The organism is Erwinia sp. B116, assembly GCF_002865965.1.
Taxonomy (GTDB): Bacteria; Pseudomonadota; Gammaproteobacteria; order Enterobacterales; family Enterobacteriaceae; genus Erwinia.
In genome coordinates this window covers 188493-202245 of record NZ_JRZZ01000005.1, presented here as the reverse complement: position 1 = coordinate 202245, position 13753 = coordinate 188493, and the positions used below count along the sequence as shown (strand labels likewise).

The 13753-nt window shown below is 59.8% G+C and carries 13 protein-coding genes; 9 read left to right on the top strand and 4 right to left on the bottom strand.

The features are described from left to right. Nucleotides 1-47: 47 nt before the first annotated feature. The 8 genes from atpF to glmS all read left to right on the top strand — a co-directional run bounded on the left by atpF (nucleotide 48) and on the right by glmS (nucleotide 8974). Entirely contained in the window at nucleotides 48-518 is a 471-nt protein-coding gene (gene atpF / locus NV64_RS06205; protein ID WP_056241107.1) for a F0F1 ATP synthase subunit B, read from the top strand. An 11-nt stretch (nucleotides 519-529) separates the two neighbouring features. After that, nucleotides 530-1063 carry a F0F1 ATP synthase subunit delta gene (gene atpH / locus NV64_RS06200; RefSeq protein ID WP_056241105.1) on the top strand — a complete coding sequence of 178 codons (534 nt, stop codon included), beginning with the start codon at nucleotides 530-532 and terminating at the stop codon, nucleotides 1061-1063. A gap of 14 nt (nucleotides 1064-1077) precedes the next feature. Further along, nucleotides 1078-2619, top strand: a complete 1542-nt coding sequence (gene atpA, locus NV64_RS06195) for a F0F1 ATP synthase subunit alpha (RefSeq protein WP_048917945.1) — start codon at nucleotides 1078-1080, stop codon at nucleotides 2617-2619. A 54-nt stretch (nucleotides 2620-2673) separates the two neighbouring features. After that, on the top strand, nucleotides 2674-3543 hold the full coding sequence (gene atpG, locus NV64_RS06190) for a F0F1 ATP synthase subunit gamma (RefSeq protein ID WP_056241103.1): 870 nt from the start codon (nucleotides 2674-2676) through the stop codon (nucleotides 3541-3543). 32 nt (nucleotides 3544-3575) lie between these two features. Then, nucleotides 3576-4958, top strand: coding sequence for a F0F1 ATP synthase subunit beta (gene atpD, locus NV64_RS06185; RefSeq protein ID WP_056241101.1), 1383 nt, complete (start codon nucleotides 3576-3578; stop codon nucleotides 4956-4958). Nucleotides 4959-5032: 74 nt separating this feature from the next. Next, a complete protein-coding gene (locus tag NV64_RS06180; protein ID WP_056241099.1) occupies nucleotides 5033-5452 on the top strand; it encodes a F0F1 ATP synthase subunit epsilon in 420 nt (139 codons plus the stop codon). A gap of 164 nt (nucleotides 5453-5616) precedes the next feature. After that, nucleotides 5617-6987, top strand: coding sequence for a bifunctional UDP-N-acetylglucosamine diphosphorylase/glucosamine-1-phosphate N-acetyltransferase GlmU (gene glmU, locus NV64_RS06175; RefSeq protein ID WP_101505546.1), 1371 nt, complete (start codon nucleotides 5617-5619; stop codon nucleotides 6985-6987). A gap of 157 nt (nucleotides 6988-7144) precedes the next feature. Continuing rightward, a complete protein-coding gene (gene glmS, locus NV64_RS06170; protein ID WP_101505545.1) occupies nucleotides 7145-8974 on the top strand; it encodes a glutamine--fructose-6-phosphate transaminase (isomerizing) in 1830 nt (609 codons plus the stop codon). 71 nt (nucleotides 8975-9045) lie between these two features. Here glmS and NV64_RS06165 read toward each other — a convergent pair whose 3' ends face one another. From NV64_RS06165 to NV64_RS06155, 3 genes are all read right to left on the bottom strand, one after another. Beyond that, nucleotides 9046-10002 carry a peptidase gene (locus NV64_RS06165; protein ID WP_101505558.1) on the bottom strand — a complete coding sequence of 319 codons (957 nt, stop codon included), beginning with the start codon at nucleotides 10000-10002 and terminating at the stop codon, nucleotides 9046-9048. Nucleotides 10003-10297: 295 nt separating this feature from the next. Further along, a complete protein-coding gene (locus tag NV64_RS06160) occupies nucleotides 10298-10675 on the bottom strand; it encodes a DUF4440 domain-containing protein (protein WP_056241222.1) in 378 nt (125 codons plus the stop codon). Further along, the gene (locus NV64_RS06155) at nucleotides 10675-12054 is read right to left on the bottom strand and encodes an MFS transporter (protein WP_056241220.1); all 1380 of its coding nucleotides are present in this window, start codon (nucleotides 12052-12054) and stop codon (nucleotides 10675-10677) included. Before NV64_RS06155 ends, NV64_RS06160 begins: the two co-directional genes overlap by 1 nt. A 112-nt stretch (nucleotides 12055-12166) precedes the next feature. Between NV64_RS06155 and NV64_RS06150 the strand changes: the two genes are divergently transcribed. After that, on the top strand, nucleotides 12167-13078 hold the full coding sequence (locus tag NV64_RS06150) for a LysR family transcriptional regulator (protein WP_056241091.1): 912 nt from the start codon (nucleotides 12167-12169) through the stop codon (nucleotides 13076-13078). Nucleotides 13079-13099: 21 nt separating this feature from the next. On the opposite strand, the gene NV64_RS06145 is transcribed toward NV64_RS06150, so the two are convergent. Next, nucleotides 13100-13753 (bottom strand): substrate binding domain-containing protein (locus tag NV64_RS06145; protein WP_101505544.1); only part of this gene is annotated, 654 nt, incomplete at its 5' end.

Sequence of the window (13753 nt, the reverse complement as noted above, 5' to 3'; positions counted from 1 at the left end):
TCTGAGACGGCGGCAGAAAAAGTTAACTTAACAAGAGGCATTGTGCTGTGAACATTAACGCAACAATCCTCGGCCAGGCTATCGCGTTCATCCTGTTTGTAGCGTTCTGCATGAAGTACGTATGGCCGCCGATTATGGCCGCCATTGAAAAGCGCCAGAAAGAAGTTGCTGATGGCCTTGCTTCCGCTGAACGTGCCAAGAAAGATCTGGATCTCGCGCAGGCTAATGCGACCGATCAGCTGAAAAAAGCGAAAGAGGAAGCCCAGGTGATTATTGAGCAGGCGAACAAACGCCGCGCTCAGATCCTGGACGACGCTAAAGCAGAGGCTGAGCAGGAACGTAGCAAGATCGTCACTCAGGCGCAGGCAGAAATTGATGCCGAACGCAAACGTGCACGTGAAGAGCTGCGTAAGCAGGTCGCGATGCTGGCAATCGCCGGCGCCGAGAAAATCATTGAACGTTCCGTGGATGAAGCTGCTAACAGCGACATCGTTGATAAACTGGTCGCTGAACTGTAAGGGAGGGGCTGATGTCTGAATTTACTACCGTAGCTCGCCCCTACGCTAAAGCCGCTTTTGACTTTGCGGTTGAGCATCAAAGCGTCGATGGCTGGCAGCAGATGCTGGCATTTGCCGCCGAAGTGGCTGGCAATGAACAGGTAACAGAACTTCTTTCCGGCGCACTGGCGCCGGAAGCGTTGTCTGGTGCCTTCATCGCCATCTGTGGTGACCAACTCGACGAAGCCGGTCAGAACCTGATTAAGGTGATGGCTGAAAACAAACGTTTGCCAGCACTTGCCGATGTACTGGAGCAGTTCATCCAACTGCGTGCCGCACATGATGCGACCGCCGACGTTGAGGTGATTTCCTCCACTGCATTAAGTGACGAGCAGCTGACCAAAATCAGCGCTGCGATGGAAAAACGTCTGTCACGCAAAGTTAAGCTGAATTGCAAAATTGATAAGTCTGTAATGGCAGGCGTAATCATCCGTGCGGGTGATATGGTCATTGATGGCAGCGTACGCGGCCGTCTTGAGCGCCTTACCGACGTCTTGCAGTCTTAAGGGGACTGGAGCATATGCAACTGAATTCCACCGAAATCAGCGAACTGATCAAGCAGCGCATTGCTCAGTTCAATGTAGTGAGCGAAGCTCACAACGAAGGTACAATCGTTTCTGTAAGTGACGGTATCATTCGCGTTAACGGCCTGGCCGACGTGATGCAGGGTGAGATGATCGCCCTGCCTGGTAACCGTTATGCCATCGCACTGAACCTGGAGCGCGACTCCGTAGGTGCAGTTGTGATGGGCCCATACGCTGACCTCGCCGAAGGCATGAAGGTTAAGTGTACTGGCCGTATCCTGGAAGTACCGGTTGGCCGTGGCCTGCTGGGTCGCGTAGTGAACACCCTGGGTGCTCCTATTGACGGTAAAGGCGCTATCGACAACGACGGCTTCTCGCCGATCGAAGTGATTGCACCGGGCGTTATCGACCGTCAGTCCGTTGACCAGCCTGTACAGACCGGCTACAAATCTGTTGATGCGATGATTCCAATCGGCCGTGGCCAGCGTGAGCTGATCATCGGTGACCGTCAGACCGGTAAAACCGCGATGGCGATCGATGCAATCATCAACCAGCGTGATTCCGGCATCAAATGTGTGTACGTGGCTATCGGCCAGAAAGCGTCTACCATCGCTAACGTGGTACGTAAACTGGAAGAGCACAACGCGCTGGCTAACACCATCGTTGTGGTTGCAACCGCATCTGAGTCTGCTGCGCTGCAGTACCTGGCACCGTATGCCGGTTGTGCGATGGGTGAATACTTCCGTGACCGCGGTGAAGACGCGCTGATCGTATACGATGACCTGTCTAAACAGGCCGTTGCTTATCGTCAGGTTTCTCTGCTGCTGCGCCGTCCACCGGGTCGTGAAGCCTTCCCTGGCGACGTGTTCTACCTCCACTCCCGTCTGCTGGAGCGTGCTTCCCGCGTGAGCGCCGACTACGTCGAGCGTTTCACCAACGGTGAAGTGAAAGGTAAAACCGGCTCCCTGACCGCGCTGCCAATCATCGAAACCCAGGCGGGTGACGTTTCTGCGTTCGTTCCGACCAACGTAATCTCGATTACCGATGGTCAGATCTTCCTGGAAACCAACCTGTTTAACTCCGGTATTCGTCCGGCGGTTAACCCGGGTATCTCGGTATCTCGTGTAGGTGGTGCTGCTCAGACCAAGATCATCAAGAAACTGTCCGGTGGTATCCGTACCGCGCTGGCACAGTATCGTGAACTGGCGGCGTTCTCGCAGTTCGCCTCCGATCTGGATGAAGCAACCCGCAAACAGCTGAGCCACGGTCAGAAAGTGACCGAGCTGCTGAAACAGAAACAGTATGCGCCGATGTCCGTAGCGCAGCAGGGTCTGGTGCTGTTTGCTGCCGAGCGTGGCTTCCTGAATGACGTCGAACTGGCGAAAATCGGTAGCTTCGAAGCGGCCCTGCTGGCTTATGCGGATCGCGATCACGCTGAGCTGATGGCTGATATCAACCAGTCTGGTAACTATAACGGCGAAATCGAAGAGAAGCTGAAAGGCCTCCTCGAAACGTTTAAAGCAACCCAGTCCTGGTAATGTCTGGCGGCTTGTCCCTTACGGGGCAGGCCGCAAGGCTTTGAGGAGAAGCTAATGGCCGGCGCAAAAGAGATACGTAGTAAGATCGGCAGCGTGCAAAACACGCAGAAGATCACCAAAGCGATGGAAATGGTCGCCGCCTCCAAAATGCGTAAATCGCAAGAACGCATGGCGGCCAGCCGTCCTTATGCAGAGACCATGCGCAAAGTGATTGGTCACATTGCGTTAGGTAATCTGGAATATAAACACCCATACCTGGAAGATCGTGACGTTAAACGCGTCGGCTATCTGGTCGTATCTACCGACCGCGGGCTGTGTGGTGGTTTGAACATTAACCTGTTCAAACGCGTGCTGACGGATATGAAATCCTGGTCTGATAAAGGCGTCGAAAGTGATATGGCGATTATCGGTTCCAAAGGGATGTCGTTCTTCGGCTCTGTCGGTGGCAATGTGGTTGCACAGGTCAACGGTCTGGGTGATAAACCTGCCCTCTCCGACCTGATCGGCCCGGTCAAAGTGATGCTGCAGGCATACGATGAAGGCCGTATCGACAAGCTGTTTATCGTCAGCAACAAATTTATCAACACCATGTCTCAGTCTCCACAGATCGCCCAGCTGCTGCCGTTACCGCCAGCAGATGACGCGGAAGGCGTTGTGAAGAAGAGTACCTGGGACTATCTGTATGAACCGGATCCGAAAGCGCTGCTGGACACGTTACTGCGCCGCTACGTCGAGTCTCAGGTTTACCAGGGTGTTGTAGAAAACCTGGCCAGCGAGCAGGCCGCGCGAATGGTGGCGATGAAAGCCGCAACCGATAACGGCGGAAACCTGATCAAAGAGCTGCAGTTGGTATACAACAAGGCTCGTCAGGCCAGCATCACCCAGGAACTTACCGAGATCGTCTCGGGGGCCTCCGCGGTTTAACCAGGTTTAATGAATTAGGTAGAGGATTCAAGATGGCTACTGGAAAGATTGTCCAGGTAATCGGCGCCGTAGTTGACGTCGAATTCCCTCAGGACGCAGTACCACAAGTGTACAGCGCCCTTGAGGTTAAAAATGGTGATGCTCGTCTGGTGCTGGAAGTTCAGCAGCAGCTGGGTGGCGGCGTGGTTCGTACCATCGCCATGGGTTCTTCTGACGGCCTGAAGCGTGGCCTGGAAGCGGTTGACCTTGAGCACCCGATCGAAGTACCTGTAGGTACCGCAACACTTGGCCGTATCATGAACGTGCTGGGTGAGCCAATCGATATGAAAGGCGACATCGGCGAAGAAGAGCGCTGGGCGATTCACCGTTCAGCACCTTCTTACGAAGATCAGTCTAACTCGCAGGAACTGCTGGAAACCGGCATCAAGGTTATCGACCTGATGTGTCCGTTTGCCAAAGGCGGTAAAGTTGGCCTGTTCGGCGGCGCGGGTGTAGGTAAAACCGTAAACATGATGGAGCTGATCCGTAACATCGCGGCTGAGCACTCAGGTTTCTCGGTATTTGCCGGCGTGGGCGAGCGTACCCGTGAAGGTAACGACTTCTACCACGAGATGACTGACTCCAACGTTATCGACAAAGTGTCCCTGGTCTATGGCCAGATGAACGAGCCACCAGGTAACCGTCTGCGCGTAGCGCTGACCGGTCTGACCATGGCGGAGAAGTTCCGTGACGAAGGTCGTGACGTACTGCTGTTCATCGATAACATCTACCGTTACACCCTGGCCGGTACTGAAGTATCAGCCCTGCTGGGTCGTATGCCTTCTGCGGTAGGTTACCAGCCAACGCTGGCGGAAGAGATGGGCGTTCTGCAGGAACGTATCACCTCAACCAAAACCGGTTCTATCACCTCCGTACAGGCCGTTTACGTCCCTGCGGATGACCTGACTGACCCGTCTCCAGCCACCACCTTCGCACACTTAGATGCGACCGTGGTACTGAGCCGTCAGATCGCGTCTCTGGGTATCTACCCGGCGGTTGACCCACTGGATTCTACCAGCCGTCAGCTGGATCCACTGGTTGTTGGTCAGGAACACTATGACACCGCGCGTGGCGTTCAGTCACTGCTGCAGCGTTATCAGGAACTGAAAGACATCATCGCCATCCTGGGTATGGACGAACTGTCAGAAGAAGACAAACTGGTGGTAGCACGCTCGCGTAAGATGCAGCGTTTCCTGTCCCAGCCGTTCTTCGTGGCAGAAGTATTCACCGGTTCTCCGGGTAAATACGTGTCGCTGAAAGATACCATCCGTGGCTTTAAAGGCATCATGGAAGGCGAGTTCGACCATCTGCCAGAGCAGGCTTTCTACATGGTCGGTTCGATCGACGAAGCCGTGGAAAAAGCGAAAAAACTGTAATCATCTCCCCTGACGGGTGCGGACGGCGCAGGCCGCCCGCGCTCAGAGGGTGATGGTTTACCGGGAGGTTAACTATGGCTATGACGTTTCACCTGGACGTGGTCAGCGCGGAGCAACAGATGTTCTCCGGGCTGGTACAGAGCATCCAGGTTTCAGGCAGCGAAGGTGAGCTGGGTATTCGCCCTAATCACGCCCCGCTCCTGACTGCCATTAAGCCTGGTATGGTTCGCATCGTTAAGCAGCACGGCGACGAAGAGGTGATTTACCTCTCCGGCGGCGTGCTGGAAGTGCAGCCTGGCGCGGTTACCGTGCTGGCTGACACCGCGATCCGCGGCAGCGATCTTGATGAAGCCCGTGCGCTGGAAGCTAAGCGTAAAGCCGAAGAGCATATGAACAGCTCACACGGCGACGTGGACTTCGCAATGGCATCCGCAGAGCTGGCGAAAGCCATTGCTAAACTGCGCGTCATTGAGCTGACCAAAAAAGCGATGTAACTCAGGTTTAAGCGCTAAATGCCGGACAGGAAACTGCCCGGCATTTTTTTTGCCCGATCCCCCCCTTCCGCCTGTCTGAAAGCTAATTTCGACCCGAGAAAAATGTAGTATTCTTAACGGTAAACCGTTTTACTTTCCTCTCTTCAACCCCAATCAGGATGTTTATGTCTGCAAAGCCGATGAGCGTGGTGATCCTTGCTGCTGGTAAAGGAACCCGTATGTACTCTGACCTGCCAAAAGTACTGCACAAGCTGGCCGGGAAGCCGATGGTTCAACACGTGATCGATGCTGCCCGCGCGCTGGACGCACGCCGCATTAACCTGGTGTACGGCCACGGCGGCGAGCTGCTGCAGAGCACGCTGAACGACGACACGCTGAACTGGGTGCTGCAGGCGGAACAGCTGGGCACCGGCCACGCGATGCAGCAGGCGGCACCGCACTTTGCCGATGACGAAGACATCCTGATGCTGTACGGCGACGTGCCGCTGATCTCGGTAGAGACGCTGACGCGCCTGCAGCAGGCGAAACCTGAAGGTGGCATTGGTCTGCTGACCGTGGTGCTGGATAACCCGACCGGCTACGGCCGTATCATCCGTGAAAACGGCAGCGTCACCGGTATTATCGAGCAGAAAGACGCCGCGCCGGCGCAGCTGCTGATTAACGAGATCAACACCGGCATTCTGCTGGCCAACGGCGCGGATCTGAAGCGCTGGCTCGGCAGGCTGACCAACAACAACGCGCAGGGCGAATACTACATTACCGACATTATCGCTCTTGCCCATCAGGAGGGCCGCCGCATCGAGGCTGTCCACCCTGCACGCACCACGGAGACCGACGGCGTCAATAACCGCCTGCAGCTGGCAACGCTGGAGCGGGTGTATCAGGCTGAGCAGGCAGAAAAACTGCTGCTGGCAGGCGTGATGCTGCAGGATCCGGCACGTTTTGACCTCCGGGGTGAGCTGGTACACGGCCGCGACGTTCTGATCGACGTTAACGTGATCATCGAGGGCAAGGTAACGCTCGGCGATCGCGTGCAGATTGGCGCGGGCTGTGTGATTAAAAACAGCGTGATTGCCGATGACAGCGTGATAAGTCCTTACTCGGTGATTGAAGACGCCGGGCTGGCCGCGGGCTGCACCGTCGGGCCGTTTGCCCGCCTGCGCCCCGGCAGCGAGCTGGCGGAAGGTGCCCACGTCGGCAACTTTGTTGAGATGAAAAAAGCCCGCCTCGGCAAGGGCTCGAAGGCCGGCCACCTCAGCTACCTCGGCGACGCCGAGATCGGTGCCAACGTGAATATCGGTGCCGGCACCATCACCTGCAACTACGACGGCGTCAATAAATCGAAAACCGTCATCGGCGATGATGTATTTGTCGGCTCGGATACCCAGCTGATCGCGCCGGTCAACGTGGCGGCAGGCGTGACCATCGCCGCCGGCACCACCATCATGCGCGACGTGCCGGCGGCCGGGCTGGTTTATAACCGTAAAGAGCAGCAGCTCAACGCCAGCTGGCAGCGCCCGGTAAAGAAAAAATAAATTCTCACGCGCCGGCATGAACCGGTGCGGAAAAGGCAGTAAACATAAAAATAATCCCCACTCTCTACAAGGCTCGGGGAACCGGTAAAAACCGGATAATCAGGTCAGAAGACAACGCGAGCGGCGCTGAAACGCCGCTTAGTCAGGAAAATAACTTATGTGTGGAATTGTTGGTGCTGTAGCGCAGCGTGATATTGCTGAAATCCTGCTTGAAGGGCTGCGTCGTCTGGAATACCGCGGCTATGACTCCGCCGGTCTGGTGGTGGTGAATGCCGAAGGCCAGGCCACGCGCCTGCGTCGTCTGGGTAAAGTACAGGAGCTGGCCGGGGCGGCGGAACAGACTCCGCTGCACGGCGGAACCGGGATTGCGCACACGCGCTGGGCTACCCACGGCGAGCCGTCGGAAGCGAATGCCCACCCGCATATCTCAGATCACATCTACGTGGTGCATAACGGCATTATTGAGAACCACGAGCCGCTGCGCGAGCAGCTGATCGCCCGCGGTTACCGTTTTGCCTCGGAGACCGACACCGAAGTGGTGGCGCACCTGGTGCACTGGGAGCAGCAGCAGGGCGGCACGCTGCATGAGATCGTGCTGCGGGTGATCCCACAGCTGCGCGGTGCCTACGGCATGGTGATCATGGACAGCCGCGACCCGTCAACGCTGGTGGCCGCCCGTTCCGGCAGCCCGCTGGTGATCGGCCGCGGCGTCGGCGAGAACTTTATCGCCTCTGACCAGCTGGCGCTGCTGCCGGTGACCCGCCGCTTTATCTACCTTGAAGAGGGTGACGTGGCGGAAATTACCCGCCGCGAGGTGAAGGTGGTCGATCGTCACGGCAACGCGGTGAAGCGCGCGGAGATTGAATCCCACGCTACCTACGACGCCGGTGACAAGGGCGAATACCGTCACTACATGCAGAAAGAGATCTACGAACAGCCGGTAGCGATTAAAAACACCCTCAGCGGGCGTTTCAGCCACGGCGAAGTCGATCTCTCCGAGCTGGGACCGCAGGCGGAAGCCCTGCTGGCGCAGGTCGAGCATATTCAGATCGTCGCCTGCGGCACCTCCTACAACTCCGGTATGGTTTCCCGCTACTGGTTCGAATCGCTGGCGGGCGTGCCCTGTGACGTGGAGATCGCTTCCGAGTTCCGCTACCGCAAGTCGGCGGTGCGTAAGAACAGCCTGCTGATCACCCTGTCGCAGTCCGGCGAAACCGCCGACACGCTGGCGGCGCTGCGCCTGTCAAAAGAGCTGGGCCACCTCGGCTCGCTGGCCATCTGTAACGTGGCCGGCTCGTCGCTGGTGCGCGAGTCAGACCTGGCGCTGATGACCAAAGCCGGCACCGAAATCGGCGTGGCCTCCACCAAGGCGTTCACCACCCAGCTCACCGTGCTGCTGATGCTGGTGGCGAAGGTCGGCCGCCTGAAAGGGATGGACCCGCAGGTTGAGCACGATATTGTGCACGGTCTGCAGGCGCTGCCGAGCCGCATTGAGCAGATGCTGTCGCAGGACGAGCTGATCGCCTCGCTGGCGGAAGACTTCTCCGACAAGCATCACGCGCTGTTCCTCGGCCGCGGCGATCAGTACCCGATCGCCATGGAAGGGGCGCTGAAGCTGAAAGAGATCTCCTACATTCACGCGGAAGCCTACGCGGCGGGCGAGCTGAAGCACGGCCCGCTGGCGCTGATCGATGCCGATATGCCGGTGATTGTGGTGGCACCGAACAACGAACTGCTGGAGAAGCTGAAGTCGAACATCGAAGAGGTGCGCGCGCGCGGCGGCCTGCTGTACGTGTTTGCCGACGTGGACGCCGGCTTTGCCAACAGTGAAGGCATGCGCATTATCCCGCTGCCGCACGTCGAAGAGGTGATTGCACCGATCTTCTACACCGTGCCGCTGCAGCTGCTCTCCTACCACGTGGCGCTGATCAAAGGCACCGACGTCGATCAGCCGCGTAACCTGGCGAAATCGGTGACCGTGGAGTAATCCGCACCCTTATCGGTTGACGCTGATAAAATCCGGCCCGCTCGTCAGGCCGGATTTTTTATGCCAGCGAATCAGCGCGCCGCTGCGCCGCGTTGTGGGGTAATGGCAGAGAGCACATCACAGATATCCTGGCTGAACTGCGGGGAGCGCTGCATCTTCTCCGTCCACTGCGTGTTGGCCACCTGCTGCTGCTGCGAAATCTGCTGGCTGGCGCGGAACAGGCTGTCGAAGAACGGCGCCAGCATCGCACCGCCGGGCAGCGCCGACTGTTTAAACACCGGGCTGCCGTCGGTATAGGTCAGCTGCCGCAGCCCGGCCGGAACATCTACCGGGGCAAAGTAGCGCTGCGCGTAGCGATGCCAGAAAATCGCCGCGTCATAGCTGGCGTTAGCGTAGTCCGGGCAGTTCAGCGAGGGTGCGGCTGCGGCCATCCCTTTGCTGCTGTCCCTGTACGGCATCTCCAGCCAGCGGGCCATCCCTTCCAGATACCAGCGCTGCTTGAATACGCCGTAACCGTACTGGTAGAGGTGAAACAGCTCGTGGGCCGGGGTGACGTTGCGCAGCGGGTTGACCGAGGTATCGACGATCAGCTTAAGGGCGCACGGCAGAGTGGTGCCGTCAGCCATCCTCTCCCGCGACACCTTATCAAAAGCCGCGCCCTTGCCGCGATCCTTGCGCAGCACGTAGATATTGATCTGCCCGGCGTTCGCGAACACCTTCTGCCGCAGCGGCGAGCGCAGCCCCAGCGCGCCGGAGTAGAAGCGCTGCGCCGCCTGCAGCTGTATCGCCATATTCTCAATGCTGTCCGGGGTGCCGTTGCCGTTGCTGTCCCCGGTATGGTGCAGGCGATCGTTACCCTGCAGGCTGTAGAACAGGTGAAAATCTCCCGCCACGTACTCTTTTTCCAGCAGCCGATCCTGAATAACCGACCCGCTTAAGCAGCGTTCGGTTTTCAGTACGGTCTGTGCCCGGGCGCTGCTGGTAAAGGCACACAGCAGGCAGGCTGCGGCGACGGATAGTCTGGCCATCTCACTCTCTCGTATCTGTTTGCAACACGCCCTGCTGACGGTGGCCAACTCGTCCCGCAGCAAAGCGGCCCGGGTTAACCCAAGCCGCTGCAGGCCGTTAAATGGCACGTTAAGCAGGGTTTCAGCCAGCCGAGCCTGCTGACCTGAATGCCGGATAATAAAACAGGTTTTCATCGGTATCCGTGCTCAGGGAGAGTACTGCATCCAGAGTGGCCCGCTGGCGGGCGGAAAACGTGCGTAGATCAAGCATAGAAGCGGCGGTGGCAGGATGCAACGCGGCCTGCCACGGGTTACTTCAGGGGATCGCGGTTTCGTGGAGATGCCGCCAGAGCGGCTTACCGTTCTCCAGGCTGAACACCGCCGTTGACCAGCGCAGGCTGCTGCCCTGTTCCGGCAACGTCTGCCGCTCGCGATACAGTACGGTGGCCCCGTCTGGCCCCTCCTGCAGCACCAGGCACTCGTCTGTCTCAATCACCAGCCCCGGCCGGCCGTCACGCTGCGTTCTGAACAGCGTGCTCAGCGCGGCGTAATCAATCTTAGCGCCGCCCGGCGTCACCATCGAAAAGTCCCGGTGAAAACGGCCCAGCAGCGCCGCCAGTTCGCCCTCGCCTTTTCCCAGCCAGCTCTCAATGGCAACGTGAGCATCGACCACTTCCCTGATATAGCGATTCATCATGCGTTCTCCTCGTTTAATAATTGCTGTTTAACCGCGCGGTTGTTGATACGACCGCTGAGCAGCGCCGGGATCAGGCTGCCCGCCGCCGCAGTATAGAAGGTAAAGGCCCAGGCGGGTCTTGCGGCAAGATGCCCGATCAGCAGATTCTGCAGCAGGCTGAGCAGCGCCACGCCGAAACAGAAGCTCAGCTGGCGGTTGATATTCCACAGCGCACTGGCCTGCGGCAGCTCAGCGGCGGGGATCTGCAGAAAGGCGCTGCTCTGCGCGGTGCTGCTGCACAGGCTGCCGCCCAGCCCCATCAGCGTAAAGGCAGCAATCAGCTGCGGGTACGGGTGGGCCGCGGTCACCTGTGCCAGCAGCACGATGCCTGCGGCCTGCAGCAGGCAGCCGGCGACGATCGGCGGTCGCGGGCCAAGCCGGTTGAACGTTCTGCCGGTGGTGGCGATCGCCAGCCCGGATGCCAGCGACCAGGGGATCATCAGCATCCCGCACTGCGCGGCTGAGAGACCCACCACCGTCTGCAGCCACAGCATCGCCAGCAGGCTGACGCCCATAAACAGCCCCGGTACGCACTGATAAACGCCCATCGAAAAGCGCAGCAGCGGCTCTGACAGCAGCGCCACGCTGAACAGCGGCGTGGGGTGACGGCGGCAGCGACGGACAAACCCTGCCAGCAGCCCCAGCCCGGCCAGCAGCAGCGCCAGTCCCCCACCTGCACCGTCCGCTTCGCTAAGACGGGTCATCGCCAGCAGCACCAGCAACAGACCGCTGCAGCCGCCCAGCAGGCCGGGCAGGTCGAGCGGCGTGTGTTCAGTGGCAGGCGGCTCCTGCCGCAGCCAGCACAGCGCCAGCAGCAGCGTTACTGCGGCCAGCGGCAGGCTGGCAAAAAACACCCAGCGCCAGTTCAGCGCCTGCACCAGCAGCCCGCCCAGCGTCGGCGACAGCGCCGGAGCCAGCAGCGCCACCAGCATCACGACCGAGGCGAGCCTGGCGCGCTGGTGCGGTGGGTAAAGCTGCCAGGTGAGCGCCTGACCGACCGGGATCAGCAGCCCGCCGCCGGCCCCCTGCAGAATACGCCAGGCCACCAGGCCACCCAGCGTTCCTGCACAGCCACTTGCCAGCGTAGCGGCCATAAACAGCAGCAGCGACAGCACAAAGACGCGGCGTGCGCCGAAGCGCTGCGTCAGCCAGGCGCTGAGCGGGATCGCCAGCGTCAGGCCGCAGATATAGCCGTTGCTGACCCACGCCAGCCCGGACACCGGAGCCTGCAGCGCCTGGCCGATAGCCGGATAGGCCACTCCGGCGATAAACATATTGACCAGATCGAGGAAAAACCCCGCCAGAAACACCCCTGCCACTTTGCTGCGATACTGCACGGTGATCACCTGCCTGCGAAAAAGGGCTCACTATAGGCGCGATGTCCGGCGGGAAAAACCGCGTTACGGCTGATAAACTGTCAAAGCAATTTTGACAATATGGAGCCTGACGGTGCTGAATTTGCAAAGAGTGGCGATATTTGTTGCCGTGGTCGAGGCGGGCAGCTTTACGGCCGCCGCTGCCACGCTGCGGCAGACAAAAGCGGCTATCAGCTTCAATATTGGTCGTCTGGAGGCGGATCTGGGGGTTGCGCTGCTGCTGCGTACCACCCGCCGGCTGGCGCTGACGCAGAGTGGTGAAGCGTTTTATATCCGCGCGTTGCGCCTGCTGGCCGAGAGCGATGCGCTGGAGCAGGAGGTGCGGCAAAACCATCTCAGCCTGAGCGGTGAGCTGACGGTCACCAGCACCGCAGAATACGGTGCGCGTAAGGTGATCCCGGCGCTGGCCGCCTTCGCGCAGCAGCATCCGCAGCTGCAGGTTCGCCACGTCTCCTCGTCGGCTCACGCCGACCTGATCTCTGAACGCTTCGACGTGGCGATCAGGCTCGGTAAACTCGCCGACTCCAGCTACCGGGCTGCCGCCATTGAACGGTTCACCATCCTGCCGGTTGCTTCACCTGGCTGGCTGGCGGCTCACCCGGTTACCACGCTGGCCGGGCTGGCTGAGGCCGACTGGATACTCCACCAGCGGCTGGCGTCACCGAGGCGCTGGTCGCTTACCGGGCCGGAGGGAGCAGTAGAGATGGAGATTAGCGGCCCGGCCCGTTTCTCCAGCGACAGCGCCTCGGCGCTGCTGGCGTTTGCCGCCGCCGGCTGCGGCGTGGCGCTGCTGCCCGAGTGGCTGGTGAGACAGCCGCTGGTGGAAGGTCGCCTGCAGCGGCTGTTGCCGCAGTACCGGTTCCCCGATCAGGGCGTTTACGCCCTGTGGCCGGACAGCCGCCATCTGCCGGCACGGGTCAGAGCCTTTATCGATTTTCTGCGCGCGTGGGTGACAGAAGGTGGCGTCAGCGCTGAGATAAATTAACCTGTGGCTGACCGGCTGGCGCTAATCCTGCTGCGGCGCATCCGCCAGCTTCTCCAGCAGAAAGTCGATCAGCGCCCGGCATTTGGGCGGCAAAAAGCGGTTAGGCTGCCACAGCAGCCAGGCGGTGCCGTAATACGAGGTCATATATTCCCATTCCGGCAGCACCGCCACCACCTGCCCCTCCGCCAGCGCCTGTGCGGCGGTAAAGCGCTGAATACAGCCGATGCCCAGCCCGGCGATGATGCCCTCCAGCCGCGCGCGGCTGTGGTTGGTGGCGTAGCGGCCGCGCACGGTCACGGCCTGCTCTTCCTGCGTCTCGCCGTGGCGCAGCCGCCAGCTGTTATCGCCGGGCCGTTCCGCCAGCCAGATGCAGTCGTGCTGCGGCAGATCGCGCGGATGCTGCGGCGTACCGCGCTGGTGCAGGTAGCCCGGGCTGGCACAGAGCGCGTGGCTGATGTGCCTGAGCGGGCGACCGGCCAGCCCGGGCGGCGGCTGGTCCGTGATCCGGATCGCCAGGTCAATTTCACCGGCGATCAGGTCCAGTGGCCGATCGGTCATCATTAACTGCAGATCGACCTGGGGGAAGCGTCGCAAAAATTCCGGCACCGCTGGTGCGATCAGCTGGTTGCCGATAGCGCGCGGCACGCTGAGCCGCACGCAGCCCTGCGGCGTGTC

What these genes read in the sequence shown, in the direction of transcription:
- atpA (WP_048917945.1), top strand. Translation starts at nt 1,078, where the DNA reads ATGCAACTGAATTCCACCGAAATCAGCGAACTGATCAAGCAGCGCATT.
- glmS (WP_101505545.1), top strand. Translation starts at nt 7,145, where the DNA reads ATGTGTGGAATTGTTGGTGCTGTAGCGCAGCGTGATATTGCTGAAATC.
- atpG (WP_056241103.1), top strand. Translation starts at nt 2,674, where the DNA reads ATGGCCGGCGCAAAAGAGATACGTAGTAAGATCGGCAGCGTGCAAAAC.
- NV64_RS06165 (WP_101505558.1), bottom strand. Translation starts at nt 10,002, where the DNA reads ATGGCCAGACTATCCGTCGCCGCAGCCTGCCTGCTGTGTGCCTTTACC.
- atpD (WP_056241101.1), top strand. Translation starts at nt 3,576, where the DNA reads ATGGCTACTGGAAAGATTGTCCAGGTAATCGGCGCCGTAGTTGACGTC.
- atpH (WP_056241105.1), top strand. Translation starts at nt 530, where the DNA reads ATGTCTGAATTTACTACCGTAGCTCGCCCCTACGCTAAAGCCGCTTTT.
- NV64_RS06160 (WP_056241222.1), bottom strand. Translation starts at nt 10,675, where the DNA reads ATGAATCGCTATATCAGGGAAGTGGTCGATGCTCACGTTGCCATTGAG.
- glmU (WP_101505546.1), top strand. Translation starts at nt 5,617, where the DNA reads ATGTCTGCAAAGCCGATGAGCGTGGTGATCCTTGCTGCTGGTAAAGGA.
- NV64_RS06180 (WP_056241099.1), top strand. Translation starts at nt 5,033, where the DNA reads ATGGCTATGACGTTTCACCTGGACGTGGTCAGCGCGGAGCAACAGATG.